Source organism: Armatimonadota bacterium (assembly GCA_031081675.1).
GTDB lineage: Bacteria > Sysuimicrobiota > Sysuimicrobiia > Sysuimicrobiales > Kaftiobacteriaceae > Calidihabitans > Calidihabitans tengchongensis.
This window is the reverse complement of sequence record JAVHLZ010000025.1, coordinates 1-24,416: the sequence shown is the minus strand read 5'-3', so window position 1 is coordinate 24,416 and position 24,416 is coordinate 1. Positions and strand designations below refer to the sequence as shown.

General features: G+C 72.3%; 26 protein-coding genes, 2 tRNA genes and 1 pseudogene. 16 read left to right on the top strand and 13 right to left on the bottom strand.

What is annotated here, in order from left to right; all coding sequences use genetic code 11:
* Positions 1–160 precede the first annotated feature (160 nt).
* On the top strand, positions 161–577 hold the full coding sequence (locus tag RB150_09405) for a hypothetical protein (GenBank protein MDQ7820752.1): 417 nt from the start codon (positions 161–163) through the stop codon (positions 575–577).
* Positions 578–707: 130 nt separating this feature from the next.
* A complete protein-coding gene (locus RB150_09400; protein MDQ7820751.1) occupies positions 708–1,268 on the top strand; it encodes a DinB family protein in 561 nt (186 codons plus the stop codon).
* Positions 1,269–1,405: 137 nt separating this feature from the next.
* Here RB150_09400 and RB150_09395 read toward each other — a convergent pair whose 3' ends face one another.
* The 3 genes and pseudogenes from RB150_09395 to RB150_09385 all read right to left on the bottom strand — a co-directional run bounded on the left by RB150_09395 (position 1,406) and on the right by RB150_09385 (position 3,112).
* Positions 1,406–1,648 (bottom strand): BBE domain-containing protein, encoded by a 243-nt coding sequence (locus tag RB150_09395; protein MDQ7820750.1) that lies wholly within the window; start codon positions 1,646–1,648, stop codon positions 1,406–1,408.
* A pseudogene (locus RB150_09390) lies at positions 1,645–2,635 on the bottom strand (FAD-binding oxidoreductase). The gene RB150_09395 and the pseudogene RB150_09390 overlap by 4 nt, the downstream one beginning before the upstream one ends.
* Before the next feature lie 402 nt (positions 2,636–3,037).
* Positions 3,038–3,112: transfer RNA gene (locus RB150_09385), tRNA-Asn, on the bottom strand.
* Between the two features lie 169 nt (positions 3,113–3,281).
* Here RB150_09385 and RB150_09380 point away from each other — a divergent pair.
* The gene (locus RB150_09380; protein ID MDQ7820749.1) at positions 3,282–4,337 is read left to right on the top strand and encodes an AI-2E family transporter; all 1,056 of its coding nucleotides are present in this window, start codon (positions 3,282–3,284) and stop codon (positions 4,335–4,337) included.
* Positions 4,338–4,343: 6 nt separating this feature from the next.
* On the opposite strand, the gene RB150_09375 is transcribed toward RB150_09380, so the two are convergent.
* Positions 4,344–5,150: a hypothetical protein gene (locus RB150_09375; protein ID MDQ7820748.1), complete on the bottom strand. Its 807-nt coding sequence runs from the start codon at positions 5,148–5,150 to the stop codon at positions 4,344–4,346.
* A gap of 70 nt (positions 5,151–5,220) precedes the next feature.
* Between RB150_09375 and RB150_09370 the strand changes: the two genes are divergently transcribed.
* Both RB150_09370 and RB150_09365 read left to right on the top strand, forming a co-directional pair.
* Positions 5,221–6,495 carry a deoxyguanosinetriphosphate triphosphohydrolase gene (locus RB150_09370; GenBank protein MDQ7820747.1) on the top strand — a complete coding sequence of 425 codons (1,275 nt, stop codon included), beginning with the start codon at positions 5,221–5,223 and terminating at the stop codon, positions 6,493–6,495.
* A 91-nt stretch (positions 6,496–6,586) separates the two neighbouring features.
* Positions 6,587–8,881: a xanthine dehydrogenase family protein molybdopterin-binding subunit gene (locus RB150_09365; protein MDQ7820746.1), complete on the top strand. Its 2,295-nt coding sequence runs from the start codon at positions 6,587–6,589 to the stop codon at positions 8,879–8,881.
* On the opposite strand, the gene RB150_09360 is transcribed toward RB150_09365, so the two are convergent.
* Both RB150_09360 and RB150_09355 read right to left on the bottom strand, forming a co-directional pair.
* Positions 8,865–9,341 carry a hypothetical protein gene (locus tag RB150_09360; GenBank protein ID MDQ7820745.1) on the bottom strand — a complete coding sequence of 159 codons (477 nt, stop codon included), beginning with the start codon at positions 9,339–9,341 and terminating at the stop codon, positions 8,865–8,867. The two genes, RB150_09365 and RB150_09360, sit on opposite strands and share 17 nt — an antisense overlap.
* A gap of 78 nt (positions 9,342–9,419) precedes the next feature.
* Positions 9,420–10,592 (bottom strand): MFS transporter, encoded by a 1,173-nt coding sequence (locus RB150_09355; protein MDQ7820744.1) that lies wholly within the window; start codon positions 10,590–10,592, stop codon positions 9,420–9,422.
* A 74-nt stretch (positions 10,593–10,666) separates the two neighbouring features.
* Here RB150_09355 and RB150_09350 point away from each other — a divergent pair, with 74 nt between their 5' ends.
* Positions 10,667–11,374, top strand: coding sequence for a DMT family transporter (locus RB150_09350; protein MDQ7820743.1), 708 nt, complete (start codon positions 10,667–10,669; stop codon positions 11,372–11,374).
* 95 nt (positions 11,375–11,469) lie between these two features.
* Here the strand turns inward: RB150_09350 and RB150_09345 are convergent, their stop codons facing one another.
* Positions 11,470–11,637 carry a YHS domain-containing protein gene (locus RB150_09345; GenBank protein MDQ7820742.1) on the bottom strand — a complete coding sequence of 56 codons (168 nt, stop codon included), beginning with the start codon at positions 11,635–11,637 and terminating at the stop codon, positions 11,470–11,472.
* A 20-nt stretch (positions 11,638–11,657) separates the two neighbouring features.
* Positions 11,658–11,819 carry a plastocyanin/azurin family copper-binding protein gene (locus RB150_09340; GenBank protein ID MDQ7820741.1) on the bottom strand — a complete coding sequence of 54 codons (162 nt, stop codon included), beginning with the start codon at positions 11,817–11,819 and terminating at the stop codon, positions 11,658–11,660.
* Positions 11,820–12,142: 323 nt separating this feature from the next.
* On the opposite strand from RB150_09340, the gene RB150_09335 reads away from it, so the two are divergent.
* Positions 12,143–12,217 (top strand) — tRNA-Ala (locus RB150_09335).
* Between the two features lie 53 nt (positions 12,218–12,270).
* On the opposite strand, the gene RB150_09330 is transcribed toward RB150_09335, so the two are convergent.
* Positions 12,271–12,966, bottom strand: a complete 696-nt coding sequence (locus RB150_09330) for an SIMPL domain-containing protein (protein MDQ7820740.1) — start codon at positions 12,964–12,966, stop codon at positions 12,271–12,273.
* Between the two features lie 197 nt (positions 12,967–13,163).
* Between RB150_09330 and RB150_09325 the strand changes: the two genes are divergently transcribed.
* From RB150_09325 to RB150_09310, 4 genes are all read left to right on the top strand, one after another.
* Positions 13,164–13,370 (top strand): cold-shock protein, encoded by a 207-nt coding sequence (locus RB150_09325; protein MDQ7820739.1) that lies wholly within the window; start codon positions 13,164–13,166, stop codon positions 13,368–13,370.
* Positions 13,371–13,482: 112 nt separating this feature from the next.
* The gene (locus RB150_09320; protein ID MDQ7820738.1) at positions 13,483–14,442 is read left to right on the top strand and encodes a hydroxyacid dehydrogenase; all 960 of its coding nucleotides are present in this window, start codon (positions 13,483–13,485) and stop codon (positions 14,440–14,442) included.
* 40 nt (positions 14,443–14,482) lie between these two features.
* Positions 14,483–15,262, top strand: a complete 780-nt coding sequence (locus tag RB150_09315; protein ID MDQ7820737.1) for an aldolase/citrate lyase family protein — start codon at positions 14,483–14,485, stop codon at positions 15,260–15,262.
* Positions 15,263–15,433: 171 nt separating this feature from the next.
* Positions 15,434–16,309 (top strand): DAK2 domain-containing protein, encoded by an 876-nt coding sequence (locus RB150_09310; protein ID MDQ7820736.1) that lies wholly within the window; start codon positions 15,434–15,436, stop codon positions 16,307–16,309.
* A gap of 1 nt (position 16,310) precedes the next feature.
* Here the strand turns inward: RB150_09310 and RB150_09305 are convergent, their stop codons facing one another.
* Together RB150_09305 and RB150_09300 are read right to left on the bottom strand one after the other, a co-directional pair.
* On the bottom strand, positions 16,311–17,165 hold the full coding sequence (locus RB150_09305) for a DegV family protein (protein MDQ7820735.1): 855 nt from the start codon (positions 17,163–17,165) through the stop codon (positions 16,311–16,313).
* 8 nt (positions 17,166–17,173) lie between these two features.
* The gene (locus RB150_09300) at positions 17,174–17,755 is read right to left on the bottom strand and encodes a glycerol-3-phosphate acyltransferase (protein MDQ7820734.1); all 582 of its coding nucleotides are present in this window, start codon (positions 17,753–17,755) and stop codon (positions 17,174–17,176) included.
* An 89-nt stretch (positions 17,756–17,844) separates the two neighbouring features.
* On the opposite strand from RB150_09300, the gene RB150_09295 reads away from it, so the two are divergent.
* The 5 genes from RB150_09295 to RB150_09275 are packed head-to-tail and all read left to right on the top strand — an operon-like array spanning position 17,845 to position 22,160.
* Positions 17,845–18,792, top strand: a complete 948-nt coding sequence (locus tag RB150_09295) for a homocysteine S-methyltransferase family protein (protein MDQ7820733.1) — start codon at positions 17,845–17,847, stop codon at positions 18,790–18,792.
* Positions 18,793–18,796: 4 nt separating this feature from the next.
* Positions 18,797–19,726, top strand: coding sequence for a homocysteine S-methyltransferase family protein (locus tag RB150_09290; protein MDQ7820732.1), 930 nt, complete (start codon positions 18,797–18,799; stop codon positions 19,724–19,726).
* 12 nt (positions 19,727–19,738) lie between these two features.
* On the top strand, positions 19,739–20,581 hold the full coding sequence (locus RB150_09285) for a transporter substrate-binding domain-containing protein (protein ID MDQ7820731.1): 843 nt from the start codon (positions 19,739–19,741) through the stop codon (positions 20,579–20,581).
* Between the two features lie 33 nt (positions 20,582–20,614).
* The gene (locus RB150_09280; protein MDQ7820730.1) at positions 20,615–21,415 is read left to right on the top strand and encodes an amino acid ABC transporter permease; all 801 of its coding nucleotides are present in this window, start codon (positions 20,615–20,617) and stop codon (positions 21,413–21,415) included.
* On the top strand, positions 21,405–22,160 hold the full coding sequence (locus RB150_09275) for an amino acid ABC transporter ATP-binding protein (GenBank protein MDQ7820729.1): 756 nt from the start codon (positions 21,405–21,407) through the stop codon (positions 22,158–22,160). The genes RB150_09280 and RB150_09275 overlap by 11 nt, the downstream gene beginning before the upstream one ends.
* A gap of 78 nt (positions 22,161–22,238) precedes the next feature.
* On the opposite strand, the gene RB150_09270 is transcribed toward RB150_09275, so the two are convergent.
* Together RB150_09270 and RB150_09265 are read right to left on the bottom strand one after the other, a co-directional pair.
* Positions 22,239–23,729: a 5'-nucleotidase C-terminal domain-containing protein gene (locus RB150_09270; protein MDQ7820728.1), complete on the bottom strand. Its 1,491-nt coding sequence runs from the start codon at positions 23,727–23,729 to the stop codon at positions 22,239–22,241.
* A gap of 211 nt (positions 23,730–23,940) precedes the next feature.
* A complete protein-coding gene (locus RB150_09265) occupies positions 23,941–24,279 on the bottom strand; it encodes a hypothetical protein (protein MDQ7820727.1) in 339 nt (112 codons plus the stop codon).
* Positions 24,280–24,416 lie beyond the last annotated feature (137 nt).

The following is a 24,416-nucleotide window of genomic DNA, read 5'->3' as shown; positions in this document are numbered from 1 at the left end:
CATCGTCGGAGGCGGGGCAGGCCAATTCCACTCACGCAAGGCCGGAGCCCGCCCTGGCGGTACCTGTCACCCGGCCGCCCCGGTGACTGTCCCCGCCACCGGATGGTGACTGTCCCCTTTCGGGGTATCATGGGAGTACACCATTGGCGGGGGGAGGGTCATGGCCGACCGGGTACGGCAGGTAGAGTATTTCTACGTGATGGTGCCGGACAGGCCGGGCGAGAGCTTCCGGGTCCTGTCGGCGCTGCGGGACGCGGGGGTGCTGCTGCTGGCCTACCACGCGTTTCCCACAGGGGGCGGACAGGCGCAGATCGACCTGGTCCCGGCCGACGTGGGCAGGTTCCGACAGGCTGCCCGGGATGCGGGGCTGAGCCTGGTGGGCCCGAAAAAGGCGTTCTTCATCGAAGGGGAGGACCGGGTGGGAGCGGCCGCCGAGCACACCGGCAAGCTGGCCGGCGTGGGGATCAACATCGTCGCCGCCACCGCCCTGGGCGCGGGGGCGGGGCGCTACGGCATGATCATCTGGGTCGCCCAGCAGGACGTCGCGCGGGCGGCGGCGGCCCTGGGCGCGTCGTAAGGCTCCGCTGGCCGCACGGGACGGACGGTCCCCTTCCCGCGGGGCAACCGCTTCCATCCCCTCGGGCGGTGGCCCTGGTGCGACCGCAGGGCAGGAGCCGGCGCTGCGCCGGGAGAACAGTCCGGCCACGATGACCCCGACGGGCCGGGAAGAACTTGCGATCCAGCTCCTGTCCGGCTATCCCCCCGAGGTCGGGAGATGGCTGTGGGCCCTGCAGGACGTCCGCCGACGCTACATACTGCGTCTGGTCCAGGGACTGGACCAGCGCACCCTCGACTGGCAGGGTCCGGACGAGCGGGAGAACGCCATCGGCTCGTTGCTCTACCACATCGCCCTGGTGGAGATGAGCTGGCTGTACTACGACCTTCTGCTTCAGCCGAAGTTACCCGCGGATGTGGCGTCCGAGTTCCCCTATCCCATGCAGACTCCTGACGGACGCCTGACCCCGGTGCTCGGAGAGCCGCTTCAGTCGCACCTCGCGCGCCTGGCCCGCAGCCGACAGGTCTTCCTGGAGGCGATCAGGGAGCTCTCGGGAGATGAGTGGCGCCGCCTGCGCGCACCCCAGGGCGAGGACTACGCGGTCACTCCCGAGTGGGTAGTCTTCCACCTGGTCGAGCACGAGGCGGGGCACGCATTCCAGATCAGTTCGCTGAAGCGGCGGGCAGCCCGGTGGTTTGAGACCGGACGCTAGGATCCCGTCCCTTGCCCGCACCGGAGGAGAGAGCATGTGCCGGCCGCCGGCCGGTGAGGCCCGCTCGAGGCGTCAGCGGGCCCTATGCGCTCATGGCCCCGCGGGGGCTTTCCGCACCGCAGCGCCGTGGAAACGGTCTAGGTTGCGGCCTCTCCCCTCGCCCCCGGGGCGGACGGACGCGGAGGGATGTTCTTGTTCATCCGGAACAGATTGCCCGGGTCCCACGCTGTCTTGATATCCACCAGGCGGTCATAGCTTTCCCCGTAGGCGGCCCGGATGCGCGCGGTATCCTCTTCCTCCGTCAGGAAGTTCACGTAGACGCTGCCTGTCGAAAACCGCCGCATGTCCCGCCAGGCCGAACGCGCCCACTCGATGTTCACGTGGTCGTCTTCGGCCTTCTCCCACGATGCCGTGACGTTGAGGACATAGGTCGCGTTCCGGTTCCCCACGGCGGAGTGATCCTCCGGCAGCCGGTTGAGGGCGCCGCCGAGTGGAAAGAGCGCAATCGCGGAGTGAGGGAGGACAAGTAGCGGCGTCCTTTGGGCTGCGTCGCATCGAGCAGACTCTGCCGGGAGACATGCGAGCGCCGCTGGACGGTATCGCCGACGGGCGATCCCAGCGCCTTGAGGGACGCTATGTCCGCCTCCGCCTTGTCGGTCGGCCCCGTGTGGCACGCGAACAGGGCCACGATGGGCCGTCGGTGAACGTCCTGGCGAAGCCATGGCGCCGGCGGGGCCAGGCGGAGGGCGGCGACGAGGGTGAGCTCGGGCGGAGCCGTCTCCATGACTGCCGTGTAGAGTGCGAACACATCGTCCGCCTCCTCGAGGCGCCAGGCGATCGCGCCCCCCACGATCTCGGGCCCGACGGGGTGGAGCGCAAAGTCGAATCCCGTGACGACCCCGAAGTTACCGCCCCCGCCGCGGAGGCCCCAGAAGAGGTCCGCGTTCTCGCTCTCGCTGGCGCGCACGACGCGGCCCTCGGCCGTGACGACGTCCATGGCCCGCACGTTGTCGGACGTCCAGCCAAAGCGGCGCGTGAGATAGCCGAACCCGCCCCCCAGCGTGAGGCCCGCCACGCCCGTATTGGACACGAAGCCGAGGACCGTCGCCAGACCGTGCAGCTGAGTCTCGCGGTCGACGTCGCCCAACACGCACCCGGGCAGTCCGCGCGGCCCGGTCCACCCACATGCCGCGCATGAGCGACATGTCGAGCATGAGCCCGCCGTCGCAGACGGCCAGCCCCGCAATGTTGTGCCCGCCGCCCTTGATGCACAGGGGGAGGTTGTGATCGCGCGCGATCGTCACCCCCGCAATGACGTCGGCCGTGCCGAGGCAGCGGGCGATGGCCGCGGGCCGCCGGTCGATCATCCCGTTCCAGATCGCGCGCACCTCGTCGTACCCCGGGTCGCCCGGGACCAGCAACGCACCCTGCAGTCGCGTCCTGAGGTGGCTGAGGAGACGGGCGACTTCGGGCCTTCTAGCCGTGCTCTCCCTGTTGTCTCAGACGCCGTCCGCGGGGACACCGGACGGAAAGAGTGGGCCGGCGCGCCCACAGCGCGGGAGTGTCGGGCTCACTGATGGTACGGGTCCCTCCTCGGATGGGCCAGCCCCTCCGACGCCTGCCCCTGCTGTCTGGGGGAGCTGACGCTCCCCCGCACCCCCCTCGGGGTGGAGGTTCGACCTGTCGTCGGCCAGGATTGCCGCCCGGATCCATCGGAGTACGGTCCATGAGAATACGGGACGAATACGGGCAGATCCGGCCGGCGATCCTGGCTCCGCGGGGAGGATTCGAACCTCCAACCCTCCGGTTAACAGCCGGACGCTCTACCGTTGAGCTACCGCGGAACGGGCGGCACCTGTCCGCCGACGCACTCCTATTCTAGCCGCCGCCCCCGCCCCGGACAAGGCGCCCGACGATCCCGGTCGCGCCGCCGGACGCCGGCAGGCTCGCCGCCGCGCTGTCCGTGCTCCTCCGCAGGACCCCGCCTCCCGGGTCCGGAATCGTAATGCGTACATGTCCGCCCGCACCGACCTGGTGGTCCGCACGGCGCTGGTGGTCCTCACCGTCCTCCTGGTGCTGGGGGTGGCCTGGCTGCTGGTGCAGATCACCGACATCCTGCTGATCGTCCTGGTGGCCGCCATCCTCGCCGCCGGCCTGTCGCCCGTGGTCAACCGGCTGGAGGCCGTGCAGTGGACCCCGCGGGGGTGGCGCCTGTCCCGCGCGTCGGCGATCCTGGTGGTCTTTCTGGCCGTCGTCGTCCTGCTGCTGGGTGTCGGCGCCATCCTGGTGACGCCCCTGGTCCTGGAGACCCGGGAATTCGTGGCCAACTTCCCGGCCCGGCTGGCGGAGCTGCAGGTGCGCGCGCGGGACCTGCAGGCGCGCTACCCGTGGCTGCCGGATATGGCGGGACCGCTGGAGCGGCTGCCCCGCGAGTTGGCCACCCTGGGGCGGTTCTTCCGGCCGGCCGCCGGCGTGGCGTTCCGCGTCCTGGGCGGGGTGGCGTCGGTGGTCACCGTCCTGTTCCTCGCTTTCTACATGCTGGTGGAGGGGCCGGCCATCCGGGCGGGGGTGCTGGCCCTGTTCCCGCGCCGGGAGCGGGCCGCGGTGGCCGACGTGCTGGATCAGATCGGGGCGCGCTTCGGGGGGTGGCTGCGGGGGCAGCTGCTGCTGGGGTTGGTCATCGGGGCGGCGGCCTGGGCGTGGACCAGCATTGTGGGCCTGCCCTACCCGGTGCTGCTGGGGCTGATCGCCGGCATCACCGAGCTGGTGCCCATGGTCGGCCCCGTCCTGGGCGCCATCCCGGCCGTCTTCCTGGCCCTGTTCCAGTCTCCGGTGAAGGTACTCCTGGTGGTGGCGGGATACGCGGTGATCCAGCAGGCCGAGGCCAACTTCATCGTTCCCCGGGTGATGCGCCGGGCGGTGGGGCTGTCGCCCCTGCTCACCATCCTCGCCCTCGTCGTCGGCGGCAAGCTGCTGGGCATCGCCGGCGCCCTGCTGGCGGTGCCGGTGGCGGCGGCGCTCCAGGTGGTGGCGGGGGAGGTGGGCCGGCGCGTCCGGCCCGCCGACTGACGGGGCTCAGTCGCCGTTGTGCTCCTCGACGATGGACAGGGCCTGGGAGAGGGCGGCGGTGAGGAACGCGGTGGCCTCGTGCTCGCACAGGTCCGAAAATCCCCGCCGCTCCAGGAACTGCCTGAGGGCCGGCACCAGCCGGGCGAGCTTGCGGGACATGTAGGAGAACAGGTCCCAGTAGGCCTCTTCGGCCGCCGGGTCGCCGGCCCCGGCCCGCTCCATCAGGGACAGGTAGCGCGCGTGCAGGTCCCGGTACTGGGCGTCGTGTTCGTGCTCCTCCTTGAGCTGGTCGATCAGGCCGGAGACGTCGGGATCTTCGAGGGCCTCCTGGGCCAGAAAGCTCATGTCCAGCAGGAGTTCGCTGAGCTCCTCGGTGGGGTGGCCCAGGTACAGTTCCGCCTGGTGCTGCTCGGCTCCGATCAGCCGGCGCAGCTCCCGGGTGAGCTCGTCGTCGGCCTTGGGCAGCTTCGGCGGCCGCGCCCGTGCCGGCGGTGCGGCGCGCTCGCGCACCGACACCCGACTGACCGCGTCCTGCCCCAGGCGGCGACGCACGTAGGCCATCACTTCCTGCTCATCCAGCGGGCGCGTGGATCGGAAGACCAGGGCCTGCCCGGTGTAGCCGCGGTACCGCCAGCCGTCGCTGGCCAGTTCCTCGACCCACCGGGCCACCTGCCGCAACCAGGGTCCGTGCACCGCCGCGCCCCGCAGCAGCGCCGCCACCACCGCCTTGGTCGAGCGCCCCCGCACCGTGAACTCGCCCGGGCGGTCGAACAGGCGGATGGCCAGCTCGGTGAAGGTCTGGTTGCGTCCCATCGAGTGATTTTAGTATAGCACGGACAGGAGACGGCGGGATCCGGACGGAAGTTCCGGGCGGGACGGCCGCATGGAGTACCTGGTGGAGCGGCAGGCGCGCGAGGCCCAGGAGGAGGCGACGCTGGCGCCCTACGCCACCCGCAGCGTCGGCGCCGCCCGACGCTACCACGAACCGCCGGACCGGTTCCGCACCGAGTTCCAGCGGGACCGGGACCGGGTGCTGCACTCCACGGCGTTCCGGCGCCTGCAGCACAAGACCCAGGTCTTCGTGGTCACCGAGGGCGACTTCTACCGCACGCGCCTGACCCACACCCTGGAGGTGAGCCAGATCGCCCGCAGCATCGCGGCGGCCCTGGGGTTGAACGTGGACCTGGTGGAGGCCATCGCCCTGGCCCACGACCTGGGCCACCCGCCCTTCGGCCACGCCGGCGAGCAGGAACTGCACGCGCTGATGGCGGACCACGGAGGATTCGAGCACAACCTGCAGTCCCTGCGGGTGGTGGACGAGCTGGAGGTGCGCTACGCCCACGCCCCGGGGTTGAACCTCACCTGGCCCGTCCGCCAGGGGATCGCCACCCACGCCACCATCTATGACGTGCCGGTGGTGCCGCCCGAGTTCGCGGGCCGGGCCCAGCCGTCGCTGGAGGCCCAGGTGGTGGACCTGGCCGACATGATCGCCTACTGCACCCACGACCTGGACGACGCGTTGCGCATCGGGCTGGCCGACGAGGACGACCTGGCGGCCAAGAACATCGAGCTGTGGGCCGACGCCGTGCGGGCCGCCGACGGGCTGGTGGCCCGGGCCGAGGCGGCCCGCACCCAGGTGGAGCTCACCCTGGAAGAGCCCCGGGGGGAGCGGGCGGCGGCGTTCCTGCCGCCGGGGTCGCGCAAGCGGGCGGACGTGCGCATCCGCGAGGCCATCCGGTGGATGATCGGCCGTCTGGTGGAAGATGCGGTGGTCACCACCGCCCGACGCATCGCGGCCCGCGGAGTGCGCTCGGCGGACCAGGCCATGGACCATCCGGACCGCCTGGTGACCCTCAGCGATCTGCTGCACCAGCAACTGCTGCAGCTGGCGGCCTACCTGCGGGACGTGGTGTACCTGCACCCCGACAAGCTGCAGATGGAGCAAAAGGCGCGGCGGGTGGTGCGCCGGCTGTTCGAGGCCTTCGTGGCGCAGCCCCGGCTGCTGCCGCGGGTGACCCAGGAGCGCCTGCAGCGGGCCGACGTATACCGGGTGGTCTGCGACTACATTGCGGGGATGACCGACCGGTTCGCCCTGGACGTCTACACCCGGCTGTTTGAGACGTCCGGTCTCAGCTTCGGCGGCGGGCCGCGGCCGTAGGCGCGGCGGCACCGCCCGCGCCGCGTTCCCTCTGGGAAGCGTCCGACGGCCGCGGTATGATGCCTGCGGACACTCTGGCGGGGAGGCGACGATGAACCCACGGGTAGTCGGCGCGCCCACCAGGCGCATCGAGGGGCGCGAGAAAGTCACCGGGGCGGCCCGGTACACCGAGGACCTGCGCCTGCCGGGGATGCTGCACGCGCGGCTGGTGCTCAGTCCCCACCCCCACGCCCGCATCCGGCGCATTCCCCGCGAGGTGGCCCTGGCCGTGCCCGGCGTGGAGGCGGTGGTGACCGAAGCCGATCTGCCGGCCGGCGTCGGCAGCCGCATGATGGCCCGGGACGAGGTCCGCTACGCCGGCCAGCCGGTGGCGGCGGTCCTGGCGGAGTCGGAGGCGGCGGCCGCCGACGGCGCCGAGCGGCTGGCCGCGGCGGTGGAGTACGAGGTCCTGCCGGCGGTGCTCACGCCGGAAGACGCAATGCGGGACGGCGCGCCGCTGGTGGCCCCCGAGGCTGAGGCCGAAGAGGACGACGAGGAGGCCGGCCACGCCACGCTGGCGGCCGAGGAGACCGCGGCGACCGCGCCCAGCAACGTGGCCACCCGCTACCGCTTCACGCGCGGGAACATCGAGGAGGGCTTCCGGCAGGCCGCGGTGGTCATCGAGCGGACCTACCGGACGTCCCGCCTGCACCAGGCCCACCTGGAGCCCCACGCCACCGCGGCCGCCGTGGACCCCGCCAGCGGGGTGGTCACGGTCTACAGCTCCACCCAGGGGTCGTTCTACGTGCGCGGGGAGGTGGCCGAGGCCCTGGGCGTGTCCGAGCAGCAGGTGAGGGTGGTGCCCATGACGGTGGGCGGGGGTTTCGGCGGCAAGATCTCCCTGCTGGAGCCGCTGGTGGCCGCCCTGGCCGTGGCGGTGCGCCGTCCGGTCCGCCTGGTCCTCACCCGGAGGGAGGACTTCCTGCTGAGCAACCCGGGCCCGGAGTGCACCATCTGGCTGCGCACGGGCGCCGCATCGGATGGCGCGCTCGTCGCCCTGCAGGCGCGCATCGTCTTCGACGCCGGCTGCCAGCCGGGAGCGCCGGCGTCCATCGCCGCCATCCTGCTGGGCGGTTACTACCGGGCGCCGCACCTGGACATCGAGTCCCTGGAAGTCCTTACCCATAAGGCCCCCAACGGGGCGTACCGCGCCCCCGGCGCGCCCCAGGCCACGTTTGCCATCGAGTCGCAGATGGACCTGATGGCGCAGGCGCTGGGGATGGATCCGGTGGAGTTCCGCCTGCGCAACGCCTCGCGGCCGGGCGACCCCATGCCCAACGGCCGTCCGTGGCCGCCCATGGGGCTGGATGAGGTGCTGCGGGCCCTGCGCGACCACCCGCGGTGGACCTCCCGGCCCCGGGAGCCCGGCACCGGCTACGGGGTGGCGGTGGGAGGCTGGCCGGGGGGTGTGGAGTCCGCCAGCGCCTGCGTGCGGGCCAATCCCGACGGCACCTTCCAGGTCATCACGGGAGCGGTGGACCTCACCGGGACCGCCACCACGTTCCGGGCGATTGCCGCCGAGGTGCTGGGGGTGGACCCCGACAGCGTCCGGGTCGTCACCGCCGACACCGACCACGCGCCCTACGCCGGCATGTCCGCCGGCAGCAAGACCACCTACACGGTGGGCGCGGCGGTCAAGATGGCCGCCGAAGACGCGCGCCGGCAGATCCTCAGCATCGCCGCCAGCGAGCTGGAAGCCCGCGTGGACGACCTGGAGATCGCCGACGGCCAGGTGCGGGTGCGGGGCACGCCACAGAAGGCCATCGCCCTGGCGGAGATCGCCCGCAAGAGCATGTCCTTCGGAGCCCGCTACGCTCCGATCTTCGGCACCGGCTCCATCGCGGCTCCCCGCCCGTCGCCGGGTTTCGCCGCCCACCTGGCCCGGGTGCGTGTGGACGTGGAGACGGGACAGGTGCGGCTGCTGGACTACCTGGTGATCCAGGACGTGGGATTCCCCATCAACCCCGCGGCCGTGGAGGGCCAGATGCGCGGGGGGGCCGCCCAGGGCATCGGCTGGGGGCTGCTGGAGGCAATGATCTACGACAGGCAGGGCACGCTGCTGACCACCACGTTCGCCGACTACCCGATTCCTCGGGCCGCGGACGTGCCGCCCACCGACGTGGTGATGGTCCAGGTGCCATCGGAGGCCGGACCGTTCGGCGCCAAAGGCGTCGGCGAGCCGCCGGTGGTGCCGGGAGGGGCGGCCATCGCCAACGCCATCGCCGACGCCACCGGGGTGCGGATCTACGAGCTGCCCATCACTCCCGAGCGGCTGCTGCGGGCGCTGCGGGAGGCCGCCGGGCAGGAGCGGGACACCGGTCGGGGCGGCCTCAGATCCGGACGCTGAACACCACCGTCAGGTTGGCCGAACTGCTGATCAAGGTCAGCGACAGCTGCGGGCCGAAATCCTCTTCTTTGACGGCAATGACCGCCACCGAGTTCATGGGCACGAGGGCGACGGTGGTGCGCAGCGGCACCAGGTAGAAGATCCGCCCCCGCAGTTTGGCTCCTGCCGGGGTGTTCAGCCGTACCAGCTGGCCGGGCGGGATCCGGACGTCGGGCGCCGCAAAGGCCAGAAACGTCCCCCGGCTGTCCCGCAGGACCAGCAGGACGTAGCACCGCCCCGGCTGGATCACCACGCCGCCCACCACCAGGACGGCGGCCGGGCAGAAGAGCTCTCCGGGCTTGTAGGACTTGACCTTGATCGGTTTGGGCGGCCCGCCTTTGGGCGACGGGCCGGCCACGGCCGGCGAGCCCAACGCCAGGGCGATTGCCAGGACTGACGCGAGGATGCGTGCGGTCTTCATCCGGACCAGTCCTCCTCGGGTGCCTGTGGCGCCTGCCTATCTGTACGCGCGGCAGCCCCGCCGGGTTCCGCTCCCTCCTTACCCCTGGTCACGCGCGGGTAGACGGCGTGCCAGTGAGACTTCCGGTCGGCGCAGCCATGCGCCGCCGAGCACACCGGCCGCAGCCGCACCGGCGGCTGCCAGCAGGTAGGTGGTCTGAAGTCCGACCGCCCGGCCCACCAGCCCGCCGCCAATGGCTCCGGCGCCGATGCCCAGCTCCAGGAAGATGCCCATGGTGGCCAGGGCCCGTCCGCGCCCGCCTGCCCCCGAGAGGTCGGAGGCCAGCGCCAGCAGCGCGGGCTGGGCCACGCCCTGGCCCGCGCCGACCAGGAACGCGCCCGCCGCCAGCAGCCACCCGCCCGCGAGGCCGGAGACGGCCATGCCGGCCGCGACCAGCGCCAGCCCGGGGATGATGGCGGCCGCCCGGCCCACGCGATCGGAGATCCGCCGCAGAAGGATCTGGGAGGCCACCTGCCCGGCCGCGAAGGCGGTGAACGCCACGCCGGGATTGCCCAGGCCCCGGCGGACGGCGTGCACCGCCAGCAGGGCGAAGTTCACCCCGAAGCTGGCCATCAGGGCCATCAGGAGGACGCCGGGCAGCACCACGCCGCGGTGGAACATTCCTGCCGACGCGCGGGCGGGAGACGCCGCAGACGCGGCCGGCAGCGTCATCGCCAGCAGCGCCGCCGCGGCGCTGGCGGCCGCGCAGGCACCGAACAGGGACCGGTAGCCCGCCCGCGCGGCCATCGCCACGCCGGCGGCGGGCCCGATGCCCTGCCCCAGGCTGAGGGCCAGAGCCAGCACGCTGAGGGCTTCTCCCCGCCGGGGCGCCGGCGCCAGGACGACCGCCAGGAGCTGGGAGGCGGTGGACAGCAGCGCGATCCCCAGTCCCGACAGCACCCGGAAGCCGATGAGCGCCCCCACCGAGGACGATGCCGCGAAACCTGCCGCCGACGCCGCGAACAGGCAGCCGCTGATCACCAGGGCTCCCCGGGCGCCGCCGCGGTCCAGCCACACGCCGACCCAGGGCCGGGACACCAGCGAGGTGAGGGCGATGACGCCGCTGAGCAGGCCCACGGCCGCATCGTCGGCGCCGAGGCTGACCGCGTACAGGGGCAGGCCGGCGGTGGTCAGCTGGAAGCCCAGGTAGCCCAGCAGCGCCACCAGCCACAGGAGGGCAAACGTCCCGGAGAACCTTCCGGCGGGTGCCACCTCTGCCTGTAGTTGTCCGCCTCCGGCCAGCATCCTGCGCCAGCCGGCGGGAGAACCTGCCGGAGACCGCGAGCGTGCACGCTGCACTGGTCGCCGATGTGTGCCGCCGGCACCCCGCCATCACCGCCCACGCCTTCGCCACCCTCAGCCACCTCGCTCCCGGGCGCGTGATCCTGGGGCTTGGTGCAGGAGGGGGGGCCAGCCATTTCCCCTTGACCCTGGGGGACACGCCCGCGTCCCCGCAACCGTACCGGGATTCGCTTGTGGGCGACGTCCTCACGCTGGGAGCGGCTGCGGCCACCGGTTCCGGCGTCGCCCTGGCGGAGCGGTACCTGAGCGGAGCAGACGGAGCCACGGTGATGGGCGTGGCGGTGGTGGCCGGGGCGCTTCTGATCCTGCCGATCGCCTGGGTTCCGATGGTCGCCTTCCCCTGGGGGCGGGTATCCGCCCGGGCGTGGCTGGAGCTGTCCTACGCCGCCTTCTGCGCGGGGTCGCTCGGGTACATCCTGTGGTACCGCAACATCCCCCGGATCGGCGCGGTGCGGGGGTCCCTGTACGGATTTCTCATCCCCGTCATCGGAGTGCTCACGGCCATGGCGGCGCTGGGCGATCGGCTGACCCCGGTGCAGGGTCTGGGAGCGCTGTGCGTGCTGCTTGGGGTCGGCACGGCGCGGGGATGGCTCGGCCTCCTCGTCCGGCAGGCGCATGTCTCGCGGCAGGCGCCCGGGACCCACGCCGGGTCGGACCGGCGGCGCCGCCCGTCCAGACCTCCCGGCTGCTGACGCGAAAGAGGTCCGCAGGGTGCGGGTCGCGATGACGTGTGTTTCCGGCCGCCGCCCGACGCCGTTCCTGCAGGAGCTCGCGCCGATCCCGGCTGTCAGTGGCCGTGGGCGTGGCCGGTGTGCTGTGCGTACTTCTCGGGTTCCTTGTCAAAGGCTGCCTTGCAGCCGCTCGAACAGAAATAAAAGGTCTGACCGCGATACACGGACGTCCCGGCCGCCTTGCGCTCGTCCACCTGCATGCCGCAGACCGGATCGGTTGCCACGGGTATCACTCCCTTCGAGGTTACGTGACCGTCAGCGTGCCCTTCATGTCCGCCCCGTAGTGGCCGGGCATGTGGCAGGCGAACCCGGACGTGCCTGTCTTCTTCGCCGCGAACCTGATGCTCACCGTCTGCTCAGGATCGACCGCCACCCGCTCCAGGCAGGACGTTGCGGACGGCTTCATGTCCGGATAGGTGACCTCTACGGAGCCACCCCATCATTTCAGCAGGTGGGCTCGTGAAATCCCTCGGACGTTGTGACCCCTGACATCATTCTCTGTCGGAAGCCATATGGCTGACCATGTCTCCAAACAGCCCGCCGGACGCCAGAGGATGCTGCGGGCTCATACTCGCGATGTGCTCGCCGAATTCCGGGCCTGGATCAGGACAGAAACGGAAGAGCAGGTCGTGCCCCGCTGCTTCCGATCCGACGGTGGAGCCCTGACACAAGACGCGAAGACTCCAAACTTGCTTCTCGAACGACGGATCACCTACAATGTCACACGACGGGGACGTAGCTCAGCGGGAGAGCACCTGGTTTGCAACCAGGGGGTCGGGGGTTCGAATCCCCTCGTCTCCACCAGAGACTGCGAGAGGTTGCCGCCGGACGCCCGTGTCCCTCCTCCCGGGAGGGATTCAAAACGTCACCACCATCGTCACCCGGGCCGTCACCGTGATCAGCCCCGGCTCGATCGGCACCAGGGCCTGACCCGGCGCGGGGGCCACGCGCTCCAGCGACCGCACCTCCACCCCCGCCGACTCTTCGACGATCCGCTCGACGCCCGCGATCTGCAGGCCCGCGGCGGCGGCGATGGCCTCGGCGGCCTCCCGCGCCTCCCGCACCGCCAGGGCCAGGGCCTCCCGCCGGGCCGCGGAGGGATCCCTCAAGCCCCACGTCACTCCCGCCACCTGATTCATGCCGGCCCGGACCGCGTCGTCGATCACGGGACCCACCAGGCTCAGGTCGGTGAGCGTCACCGTCACCGCGTAGATGGCCCGGTATCCCGCCACCTGGGGCGCGCCGTCGCGGGGCGTGCTGAACACCGGGTAGACCTGGACGCCCGACGTGCGGATCATCTGGCGGCGGATCCCCAGCTGGTGTAGCCGCCGCAGGGTCTGGTCGGCAATCCGCGCGACTTCCCGACTCGCCTCGACCGCCGTCGCGCGCTGCACCTGCACTGCCACGACGACCGCGGCTTCGGTGGGCGCCACCTGCACCCGCCCCGTGCCCTGGGTGACGATCTGCCGGCGCCCCGGCTCCGGCGCCTGTGCCCTCGCCGGCAGCAAAGCCGCGGCCAGCAGGACCGCGAGGATTCCCGGACCGTAGCGCATGGTCCACCCCATTCCGGCGGCGTCTGCACCGCGTGGCCTTGCCTGTGTCATGCCCGCCGGGCGGCCGCCGCGGACACGGGCCCCGGGCAGTGCCGCCTCAACTGGCACTTGTGTTTTGCCCGGCCCCATGAGATACTGGGCAGGCGTTACAGAACCGGAATGGCTCTGTGATAGCCCAGGATAAAGGCGGGAGATCGATGGCAACAGGGACCGTCAAGTGGTTCAACAGCGAGAAGGGGTACGGTTTCATCACCCCCGAAGACGGCGGCAAGGACGTCTTCGTGCACTTCTCCGGCATCGACGGCGCAGGGTACCGGTCGCTGGTCGAGGGGCAGAAGGTCGAGTACACCGTGACCCAGGGCCAGAAGGGTCCGCAGGCCACGGGCGTGCGGCCCATCGGCTAGCGAGGCATCTCGCACGCAGGCGGACCGGGGCCCGGCCATTGGCCGGGCCCCGGCGCTATCCTGGCGGTCGCCAGGGAAGCTCGTCGCCGACGTCCAACACCTGCAGTGTCCCATGGAACGTCCCCGCGTCCTGCTCACCGAGCCCATCCACCCCGACGGCCTGGCCCTGCTGCAGCAGTCCGCCGATGTCACCGTCCTGCCCGCTCCCGAACCCGAGGCAGTGCGCGCGGCCCTCGCCGACGCCGACGCGGTGATCGTCCGCCTGGTCCGCCTGAGAGCAGAGGAAATCGACGCCGCCCCGCGCCTGCGGGTCATCGGCCGCCACGGCGTGGGTGTGGACAATGTGGACCTGGCTGCCGCCACCCGGCGGCGGATCCCGGTGGTCTACACTCCGGGCGCCAACGCCGTGTCGGTGGCGGAGCACACCTTGGCGCTGCTGCTGGCCGTGGCCAGGCGCCTGGTGGACCTGGATCGGGCGGTGCGCGAGGGACGCTGGCAGGCCCGCGACGAGATCTGGGGCATCGAGCTGGCAGGGCGCACCGCCGGCGTCGTCGGCGTGGGGGCGGTGGGCCGCGAGGTGGCGCGGCGCTGCCGGGCGCTGGGCATGCGGGTGCTGGGCTACGATCCCTACGTCGCCGAGATGCCGGAGGGTGTGGAGCGGGCGGAGTCCCTCGACGACCTGCTGAGGCAGTGCGACGTGGTGAGCCTTCACGTGCCGCTCAGGCCGGACACCCGGCACCTGATCGGCCGGCGGGAGCTGGCGATCCTGCGGCCCGGGTCGGTGCTGATCAACACGAGCCGGGGCGCAGTCGTGGACGAAGGGGCGCTGGCGGAGGCGCTGGCCGACGGTCGCCTGGCCGGGGCCGGGCTGGACGTCTTCGGCACCGAGCCGCCGCCTCCCGATCACCCGCTGCTGCGGGCGCCCCGCGCGGTTCTGACCCCCCACGCGGCATCCCACACCAGCGAGGCGCTGCGCCGCATGGCCGTGGCCGTGGCCGAGCAGGTCCTGGACGCCCTGGCCGGCCGGAGGCCCCCCTACGTGGCCAATCCCGAGGTCTACCAGACGTCCTGATCCGTGGTGTCGCCAGTCACATCCACACGAGGAGGGTCCCATGCTCGTCAACAAGGTGAAGCAGTTGCTCGCGGACGGCCGCCCGGCCATCGGCCAGTGGGTGAGCCTGCCCTCGCCGCAGGTGGCCGAGATCCTGGCGCTGGCCGGGATGGACTGGCTGGTGATCGACGCCGAGCACGGGCCGGCCGACTGGGAGACGGTGGAGGACATCGTCCGAGCCCTGGACGGGACCGGTGTGACCCCGCTGGTCCGCGTGCCGGCCAACGACCCCGCCCTCATCAAGAGGGCGCTGGACCGGGGAGCCCTGGGGGTGGTGGTGCCTCTGGTACACACTGCGTCCCAGGCCCAGGCCGCCGTGGCGGCCGCCCGTTTCCCCCCCGAGGGCATCCGGGGCGTCGCCGGCACCCGCGCCAGCCGCTACGGCCGCGACCTGCCCCAGTACCTGGCCGAGTGGAACCGGCAGGTACTGGTGGCGTGTCAGGTGGAGACCCCCGAGGCCGTCCGGCAGGCCGAGGCCATCGCCGCGGTCCCCGGAGTGGATGTGCTCTTCGTCGGCCCCAGCGACCTGTCGGCGAACCTCGGCTGCTTCCGCCAGTTCGACCATCCGGAGTTCGTGGCGGCTCTGGAGCGCATCCTGGCAGCCGCCCGGGCCCACGGCAAGGTCGCCGGAATCATGGCCGGCGGGGCCGAGGACGCCCTGGCGCGGATCGACCAGGGATTCCGCTTCGTCTCCGTGGGCTCGGATACCCGGATGCTCGCCTCCGCCGCGGCCTCCGCCCACGACCGGGTGCGGGCCGGTCTGGCCGAGCGCGGATGGTGATCCGCTGCGCACAGGAGCCGGTCTGTCCGGCGGCGGCCCGCTGGGGTACGCTGGGTGTGGGAGCGGCGCTGGCCGGGCGGGCCTGAGCGACTGCACTTATCCGTCCGGTGATCGGCTCCGCGCTGGCTGGGCCGCCGCATCCCGCACACGTCTGGTGAGCGGGGGCCGGCGATGCGTCCTCTGACGGGCGAAGCGTTGCTGGCGGGGGCGGAGGCCGCTCTGGCGGTGCTGCGCCGGGTGAGGGAGAGCCTGGACGCCCTCAACGTCTTCCCGGTGGCCGACCACGACACGGGCACCAACATGGCCCTGACCCTGGAGGCGGCCGTGGCCGAGGCGCGGGGAGTGCCGGCGGAGCTCAACGACGTCAGCCACGCCCTCGCCCGGGGCGCGTTCCGCTCCGCCCGCGGGAGTTCCGGAGTCCTGCTGGCGGAGTTCCTGCGCGGGCTGGCGGAGGGATTTGCGGGCGTGACGGCCGCGGGAGCCCACGTCATCCGCGACGCCCTGCGCCGGGCCGCCCACCGGGCGCGGCGGGCGGTTGCCCATCCCGTGGAGGGGACGTTCCTGACGGTGGCCGACGCCGCCGCCGCAGGCGCGGAGGGCGCCACCGCCCCGGAGGCGCTGCGCGGCGCCACCGCGGCGGCCCGGGTCGCTCTGGCCCACACTCCCGACCAGCTGGAGGTGCTGCGGACCGCCGGGGTGGTAGACGCCGGCGCCGCCGGGCTGGTGGTGTTCCTGCAGGCCCTCGCCACCGCCATGGAGCCGGGGGCGGAAGAACCTCTGCCCCTGGCCGCGCCGGCGACGGCGGCGGCCCCGGCGGCGCCCCAGGCGGTCCGGCCCGTCTACTGCACCCAGGTGGTGGTGCGGGCCGGCCATGCGGCGGTCTCTCCGGCAGCCCTGCGCCACCTGGGAGATGCGGTGATCGTCGCCGAGCAGGAAGGCCTGGTCCGGATCCACCTGCACACCGCCTCCCCGGAGGTGGCGGTGCGGGAACTGGGCGCCCTGGGAGCCGTAGAAGAGTTTACCGTCACCCGGGTCCGGTCGGCCTGAGTCAATCGGACAGGCCCAGCCACGCCACCCCCAGCACCCCCGGTCCGGTGTGGGCCGCCATCACCGGGGTGAAGGGGACCACCCACAGCTCATCGGGGCGCACGTCATCCCGCAGCTTCGCCGCCAGCAGGTCGGCCTCCAGCGGCGCGTCCGCGTGCGTGACCGCCACCAGCAGCCGGCGCGTCCGGGAGCGGTCCCGCCGGGGACCGGCTACCAGGCGCCTGCGGACGCCCTCCAGGGTGCGGGCCACCCCGGCGGGACGGATGGTGCCTCCAGCGAGGCTGAACAGCGGCTTCACCCCCGCCCGGTCAGCGAGCGTCCCGGCAAGACCGGGGACCCGTCCGCTGCGCACGAGGTGGCGCAGGTCGGGGACGGCCGCCACCAGGCGTGCCCGGAAGCGGGCCCCCTCCAGCCACCGCAGAACCTGCGCGGTGGTCTCTCCGGCCCGCAGCCGGCGCGCGGTCTCTACCACCAGCAGGCCTTCGGCGGCGGCGGCGGTGCGGGTGTCCACCACGTGCACCGGGACGGGCGAGTCGGCCGCCGCCAGGTGCGCGTTCTGCCACGAACCCGACAGGCCCGCGTGCAGGGCCAGCACCACGATCTCCGCCGCCCCGCGCGCGGCGGCGGCCCGGTAGGCGTCCAGAAAGTCCGCCGGCGAAGGAGCCGACGTGGTGGGGTACGGAGGGCCCTCCCGCAGCCACCCGTCGAACTGCTCCGGCGTCACGTCCACGCCGTCGCGATAGCTGCGCCCCCTGTGGACGATCCACACGGGAACGATGCCGATCTCCAGCTCCCGGCAGAGATCGGGAGGGACTCCTCCGGTACTCTCGGTGAGAACTGCGACGGGCGGAGGCATGGCCCGCCTCAGGGGTGGGCGGCCCCCAGGCGCGCCTTCAGCCGGGTGTACAGCCAGGGCAGCTGGCGGACGCCCACGACGGCGGAGATGCAGGTGGCCGCCAGCAGGGCCTGCGGATCACCCTCCCGGGCGAGCCCGAGCAGCATCAGGGGGAGGGCCACGATTCCCACGGTCGGCACCCACCGGGTCAGCAGCCCGGCCAGGCCGCCGACCAGGAAGCAGATCAGGAACACCTGCGGGTGGATGACCGCCAAGGCACCGGCCGCGGGCCCCAGCCCACGCCCGCCCCGGAACCGGAAGTACACCGGCCAGTTATGGCCCACCACCGCCGATGTGGCGATGAAGGCATAGGAGAGGGGAGAGGACGCATACCGACCCGCCAGCCAGGCCGCCAGAGCCCCTTTGGCCATGTCGAGGGCGATCACCGGGATGGCGGTCCGGGGGCCCAGCAGGCGCCAGGTCCCCGCGCCGCCGGGATTGTCATGCAGGTCGGCGGCGCTGGCGCCCCGCAGGCGGCGCACCGCGATCTCCCCGGGCAGGACGCTGCCCGCCAGGTAGCCCGCCAGGGCCGCGGCCAGGTCGGCAGTCATCGTGGTCACCCCCGCCCCCAGCATAGGGGACCGGCCGGCGGGGAGGAAGGGCGGCGGGGGCGGAGAAACGCACCCGTCAAGATCCCACCATGGAAGCCTACGAGGCGGTCAGGCAGCGCCTGGCCTCCGGACAGACCGTCCTGCTGGACGGCGGGATCGGCTCCGAACTGGTCCGCCGGGGCGTCCGGTGGCGGTGGCACGGTCTGAGGACCGACCCCGACGCCGTGCGGGCGGTGCATGAGGACTATGTGCGGGCCGGCGCCGACGTCATCCGCACCAACACCTTCCAGCTCAACCGGCGGACCTACCTGAACGTCTTCCGCGACCGGGACCACATGCGGCGCATCGGCGCGCCCGACCTGGACCGTCGCGCCATCGACCTGGTCCGCCGGGCGCTGCGGCTGGCCCGGCAGGCGGCAGACGCGGGAGGCCGGCGCCCGGCCGTGGCGGGGGTGCTGTCCCCGTTGAACCACTGCTTCCGGCCCGACCTGGTCCCTCCGGACGACGAGGCCGAATCGGAACATCGGGAGCTGGCGGAGGTCATGGCCGGCGAAGGCGTCGACCTGTTCGTGCTGGAGTCCATGAACACGCTGCGGGAGGCGCTGGTCGCTCTGCGGGCCGCCCGGACGACCGGCCGCCCGGTGTGGGTGAGCTTTGTCCTGGGCCCCGACGGCCGCGTTCTGGGAGGGGAGGACCTCGCGGGTGCTGCCGCCGCGGTGGCCGCCGAGGGGGCCGAGGCGGTCCTGGTCAACTGCGTGCCCCCCGATGACGTCGCCCGGGCGCTAGCGGCCCTGCGGCGGGCGGGGTCGGTGCCCGCGGGCGGATTCGCCCACATCGGGCGGTTCGACCCGCCCAGCTGGAAGTTCGAATTCTTCCCCCAGTTCACGGGCACCGACGAGTGGCCGCCGGCCCGCTACGCCGCTGCCGCCGACATCTGGCGGAGGGCGGGGGCGCGGATTATCGGGGGATGCTGCGGGACCACGCCGGCCCACATCGCCGCGCTGCGCCGGATCCTGGACGCGGAGGTGGCCCGCTGACCCGATGAGTGCCTACGACGCCATCCGGGAGCGACTGGAGAAGGGCCAGGTGGTGGTCCTGGACGGGGCCATCGGCACCGAGATCCTCCGCCGGGACCTGTCGTGGGCGGACCATCAGGTGATGAGCCACCCCGACAAGATCCGCGCCATCCACGAAGACTACATCCGGGCCGGCGCCGACGTCATCACCACCAACACCTTTCAGCTCACCCGCCGCAGCTTCGCCGGCCACTTCCGCGACCTGGACCACATGCGCCACATCGGCGCCCGGGACCTGGACGTGCGCTGGGCCCAGGCCCTGCGGGCGGCGGTGGCCCTGGCCCGCACCGCCCGGGCCGCTGCGGCCGGGGGGCGGCCGGTGGCCATCGCGGGGTCGGTGACCACCCTGGAGTGGTGCTTCCGCCCCGACCTGGCGCCGCCCCCGGACCAGGCCCGCCGGGAGTACCGGGAGGTCGTGGACGTGCTGGCCGACGCCGGCGTGGACCTGATCCTGCTGGAGACCGTCAACAGCGTCGGCGAGGCCCGCGTGGCCCTGGAGGCGGTCCGCGAGCGCGGCCTGCCGGCGTGGGTGAGTTTCGTGTGCGACGAGCGGGGCCGGCTGTTCACCGGTGAGACCTTCGCCGACGCGGTGGCCGCCCTCAGCCCCCTGCAGCCCGACGCCCTCCTGGTGAACTGCGCGCCTCCCCCCGACGCCACCGCGGGGCTGCGGGAGCTGGCGGCCCACCGCCGCCAGCCGGTGGGCCTGTACCCCCACATCGGCCGGTTCGACCCGCCCGAGTGGATGTTCACCGACGAGTATCCCCCGCCGGTGTATCTGGAGTGGGCGCGGCGGTGGGTGGAGATGGGTGCCCGGATCGTCGGAGGCTGTTGCGGGACGACTCCGGAGCACATCGCGCTGATCAGCGCGCACCTCCGGGGTCCAGAGAGCCGGTGAGGAGGGGAGACCATGAGGCGGCCGATGGTAGCCGCTGTGGTGGCGCTGGTGGTCGGCCTGGCTGGGCTGCCCGCGGGCGGGGCCGCCCCCCGGGACCTGCTGGACGAGGTCCTGGCGCGGGGCTTTCTGTTCGTCTCCACGGATCCCAACTACGCCCCCCAGAGCTTCATCAACGCCCGCGGCGAGATGGACGGATTTGACGTGGACGTGGCCAAGGAGGTGGCCCGGCGCCTGGGCGTCCGGGTGCAGTTCGTCACGCCGGCGTGGGAGGCCATCGTCAGCGGACGCTGGGGCGGCCGGTGGGATGTCAGCATCGGCAGCATGACCATCACCGAGGACCGCCAGAAGGTGCTGCACTTCACCCCACCGTACTACTTCACCCCCGCCCAGTTCGCCGTCCACAAGGCCAACACCCGGTTTCGCGCCGTGACCGACCTGGCCGGCCGGCGGGTGGGCGTGTGCGGCGGGTGCACCTACGAGCTCTACCTGCGGGGCACCCTCAGGCTGGTCGGCGAGACGGTGGAGTTCAAGGTCAGAAACGCCGTCATCCGCACCTACGAGACCGACGCCGACGCCATCCAGGATCTGGCCCTGGGCGACGGCGTGCGGCTGGACGCTGTCCTGTCGGCCCTGCCCACCCTGGTGTTCGCCATCAAGCGCGGGGTGCCCATCCGGCTGCTGGGCGACCCGGTGTACTACGAGCACCTGGCGTTCGCGGTGGACCGCCACTCCCTGCGCGATCCCACCCGCTTCGTGCAACGGCTGGGCGAGATCGTGCGGGCCATGCACGCCGACGGGACGCTGACGCGGCTGTCCCTGAAGTGGTACGGGGTGGACCTGACCAAGAAGAAGTAGCATCCGTCGCGGCGGTCCGGGGAGGGACCAACCATGGCCCACGCCGGTGAGGCGGCGGCCATCGAGCAGGCGGTCAGCCGTCGGCTGGCCGCCTTTGCGCGGGCGCAGCAGATCAGGCTGGTCCTGGTGTGGCTGGCCCTGGCGGTGGCCCTGGGCGGGCTGTTTGCCCGCTTTCGGTTCGACTACGGCTTCATGGTGGGGTGGGCGGCGTTTCTGGCCCGCGGGGTCCCCATCACCGTCGGCGTGTCGGTGGTCTCCATCGCCCTGGCTCTGGTCCTGGGACTGGTGGCCGCCCTGGGGCGGCTGTCGGGGAATCCGGTCGCCCACGGAGTGGCGACATTCTACACGTCGTTCATCCGCGGCACCCCCCTGCTGGTCCAGGTCTACCTGATCTACCTGGGGCTGCCCCAGCTGGGCATCGTCCTGGACGCCATTCCCTCGGGCGTGGCCGCCCTCAGCATCAACTACGGCGCCTACATCGCCGAGATCATCCGGGCCGGGATCCTCTCGGTGGGCCGCGGGCAGGTGGAGGCGGCCCTGTCGCTGGGCATGACCCGGGGCCAGGTGATGCGGCGCATCGTCCTGCCCCAGGCCCTGCGGGTGGTCGTCCCGCCGGTGGGCAACGAGTTCGTCGCCATGCTGAAGGACTCGGCCCTGGTGTCGGTGATGGGGGTGTGGGAACTGACCTTCCGGGCCACCAAGGTCGGCCGCCAGTACTTCCGGTCCCTGGAGATGCTGGTGTTCGCCGCGGCCATCTACTGGGGCCTGACCATCCTGTTCTCGGCGCTGCAGTCCCGGGTGGAGGGCCGCCTGGCCCGCGCCTATGAACGGTGAGCCCATCATCCAGGTGCGCGGCCTGCACAAGTTCTACGGCCGGCTGCACGTCCTGCGGGGCGTCAGCCTGGACGTCCGCCAGGGCGAGGTGGTGGTCATCATCGGCCGCAGCGGCGCCGGCAAGAGCACCTTCCTGCGCTGCCTCAACCACCTGGAAGAACCCTCGGCCGGCACGGTGGTGATAGACGGCATCGCGCTGCCGTCGGGCGAGCGGACGGCCCGCGCGTGGCCCCAGGTGCGCCAGGTCCGCATGCGGGTGGGGATGGTCTTCCAGGAGTTCAACCTGTTCGCCCACATGACCGCGCTGGAGAACGTCATCGAGGGACCGCTGACGGTGCGGGGGATGTCCCGCGACCAGGCGGTGGCCCTGGGGGAGCGGCTGCTGGCCAAGGTGGGGCTGTTGGACAAGCGGGACGTCTACCCGGCGCGGCTGTCGGGCGGACAGAAGCAGCGGGTGGCCATCGCCCGGGCGCTGGCCATGGAACCCAAGATCATGCTGTTCGACGAGCCCACCTCCGCCCTGGACCCGGAACTGATCGGCGAGGTGCTGGCGGTGATGCGGGACCTGGCCCGGGAGGGGATGACCATGGTGGTGGTCACCCACGAGATGGGGTTCGCCCGGGAGGCGGCCCACCGGGTGATCTTCATGGACGCCGGGGAGTTCGTTGAGGAGGGGGCGCCCGCGCAGATCTTCCGCGACGCCCGGGATGCCCGCACCCGTCAGTTTCTGGCCCACGTCCTCTGACCGCTCACGAAGGCGGCTCCGCCGGGAAGCTGCCGTCGGCTGGGCGGTCCGGCCAGACAGGGCGCGGGCGGGTGTCGGTCAGGGCGCGACCTGGATCCGGCCCTCCACCTGAGGGGCGACGGTCTGCATCCGCTGCAAGGCCTCGATGACCGCCGTGGCCATCACCGGACCGCTGGCGGGGCTGACCAGGACCTCGGCGTCGCGGAGCATGCTGTAGCCGTCCCCGCCGTTGAGCATGAAGTCGTTGGTGGCCACCGTGTACGTGGCCTGGGGATCCAGGGGCCGGCCGTCCACCGTCACCTCCAGGATGCGCTGGCCCGGGGGTCGGCCGGGGCTGAAGGTGTACCGCAGGCCGGAGACCTGGGGGAAGCGCCCGGAGAGGTTCTCCACCTGACTGACACCGTTTTCCAGCGCGGCCCGCAGGGTGGCGCCGGTGATCCGGATCTTCACCACGATGTTCCCGAACGGCAGCCATGCCAGGACGTCCCTGCGGGTGATGGGGCCGGCGGGGAACAGGGCGTTGGTGCGAATCCCCCCGCCGTTGGTGATGGCCACATCGGCGCCCACCGCCGCCCGCATGATGTCGGCGATCAGGTTGCCCAGGTTGCTTTCCCGGGCCCGCACGGTGGCGTTGCGAGCGTCCAGGGGCACCTGGGTGCGGGCCACCACCACGTCCAGTTCGCGGGACAGCCGTGCCGCGTACTGCTGTACCAGGGCGGCCATGGCCGGGTCCGGAGGGATCTGGTCGGTGATGGGGATGAGCTCGTCGGTGACGTTCAGGGTGGCGCCGTCGGGGGCGACCGTGAGCCGGATGACTCCCAGGTAGCGGGCGTCGGAGCCGGCCTTGCGGATGAGGGTGCCGTCCACCATCGCCCGCAGGGGTTCGTGCTCGTGGCCGCCGACGATCACGGCGATGCCGGGTACGGCCCGCGCCACGGCCTGGTCGGTGGCCATGGAGACATGGGTAAGGCCGATCACCACCCGGGCCCCGCGGCGGCGCAGCAGGGGCACGGCCGCCCGGGCCGCGCCCATCTCGTCCAGGAAGAGAATGTCGGGGCCCGGGGAGGAGGCGATGGCGGTCTCGGTGGTCAGCAGGCCGAAGATTCCCACCGGGATGCCGCGAACCGTCCGCGTGAGGACCAGGTGGGTGCCCGGCAGGCGGGAGAAGTCCCGCCGCAGCACGTTGGTGACGACCCAGGGGAACCGGGACTCGGCCAGGCGCTGCTGCAGGACCTGAGGGCCGTAGTCGAACTCGTGGTTGCCCGGCGTGGCGGCGTCCACCCCCAGGCGGTTGAATCCGTCGATGAGCTGGGCGCCTTTGAAGACTGACGACTCCACCGACGGCGAGATGAGGTCACCGGCAAACAGCAGCATCGCCTCGGGGTCGGTCTGGCGGACCCTCTTGACCACCGTGGCCAGGCGGTCGAGCCCGCCCGCCTTGCCCTGGTCGACGGCGCCCAGCTGATAGTCGTCGTTGAAGTGCAGCAGGGTGAGCGTGACGGGCGCCGCGCCCAGGGCCGGAGAGGCCAGCAAGGCCAATGCGGCCAGCAATGCATACCAGCGGCGCATGGGAGTCCTCCTGAGCAGGCGTCCGGGGACAGGTTTCCGGGCGAGGACCAGGCCTCCTGCTGGTCTGGACATCCGGGACGACCGCCGGCCGGGGTCCGCGGTGCCGACCAGATACATCGAGGGCCTCGTCCTCGTGGACCGGACTCCGCCCCCGACCGGAGAGACCTCTCCGAAAATGGTACGCCGGGCGGCGGAAGCCGCCCGGCAGCGCTCACGCCACCCGCTGCGGCTCAGCGGGCTCGGGCGGGACGTCGGTGTCGGTGAGGGCGCGGCCCGACGGATACGCCTGGGCCCGGATTCCCGCCTGGCGCAACAGCCTCTCCACGGCGGCCGTGGCGGCGGCGCTGTCATCCGCCCACACCGCAAACTTGGCCTGCAGCAGGTAGCGCCCGTGCCGGCAGATGGCGGGCGGGTGGAGGGTGGCCCTCACGACCGAGGGATGGTCGCGGCGGGCATCTTCAATCTGCTGACGCAGGCGTGCCGTCTCCCCGTCGGTCGGCAGGCCGGCCAGCTCGCATTCGGCGACGACTTCGTACGGTCGGCGCGCCATAGGCCTCACACCTCCCCTCCAGGGGCGTCACACAACTTCGGGGGATTATCCGGGGAATATCCTAGCAGACTTTTTGGCCCGCGGAGGGCGGGCACCTTCGGGCCGGTGGTTCGCTCAAGGAGGCAGGAATTTCGATC